1 pseudogene is annotated in these 1050 nt (G+C 32.1%); it reads left to right on the top strand.

Going from position 1 to position 1050, the window contains the following annotated elements:
• A pseudogene (locus INF61_RS22665) lies at positions 1-1050 on the top strand (DNA-binding protein); the annotation flags it as partial.

Here is a 1050-nt window from a genome sequence, read left to right as displayed (position 1 = left end):
AAGTAATATAAACAACCCACACTATAATGTTATTAAGTTCATCGAGTTTTGTAAGGATACCATTTCTAATAATAATTTAACAACTTCCTGGGAAAGCAATAAATGGAAAGGTTTATATAGATTTACTAAGTTTAACTTAAAAAACAACCTCAGCAGCAAGGAACGCTTAGATGATAGTTTTATTAATTTTGCTAAAGCATATATGTTGCATGTGCATTCATTCAATAAAGCTAAGACGAAACACTCAACATTATCAATGTTGAAGATTGTAGAATTCGTTTTACTGAAAATCAATATGGAAGCTAATGTAAGCTATTGCAACAATTCAGTTTTTGATGAATGCATAAGAATAGCCTCTGAAAAGTATTCTAAAGCACACGCATTTTCTATTGGAAAAGAACTTGAGAAATTGAGTTCATTTCTAAGTGATAATAACATGACTTATTTATCTTATTTATTTTGGGTAAACCCAATTAGGTATAGGATTACTCAGTCTTGGACTGGTTATGATTCTACACTGGAAGGCCATTCTAGATTGCCTGATATCAAATCAGTTATTGCGATTGCTGAGATTTTTTCAAAGAGGGATGAACAATTATCTTTAAGAGACATATTTACTACATCTGTGCTTGCTTTACTTATGTGCGCACCGAGTAGGATATCAGAAATTTTAGCTTTGCCAGCGGATTGTGAAATTACAGAATGTGATGGAAAGGGCATTCAAAGATACGGTTTGAGATTTTTTTCAGCAAAAGGGTATGAAGGTAATATAAAATGGATTCCAACTCTAATGATACCTGTAGCTAAAAAGGCAATTACCAGATTAAAAGAATTATCAAGTCAAGCGAGGTTATTGGCTGCTGAAATTCAGAAAAATCACTCTAATTCAACGATGGGAACCCTTAAAGAGAATATACCTCAAGATTTCCCTTGGTATGATAGAGAGAAGAAAATTGAATATTCTAATGCGCTTTGCTTGTTAACTGAAGGACAGTTAAATCAAAACAAAAAGAAAATGTTAGATAAGTTATTCAGACCTACAATGAGTTT

It is taken from the genome of Enterobacter cloacae complex sp. P18RS (genome assembly GCF_014982105.1).
Taxonomy (GTDB): domain Bacteria; phylum Pseudomonadota; class Gammaproteobacteria; order Enterobacterales; family Enterobacteriaceae; genus Enterobacter; species Enterobacter hormaechei_C.
This window is presented reverse-complemented; position numbering and strand designations above follow the sequence as displayed.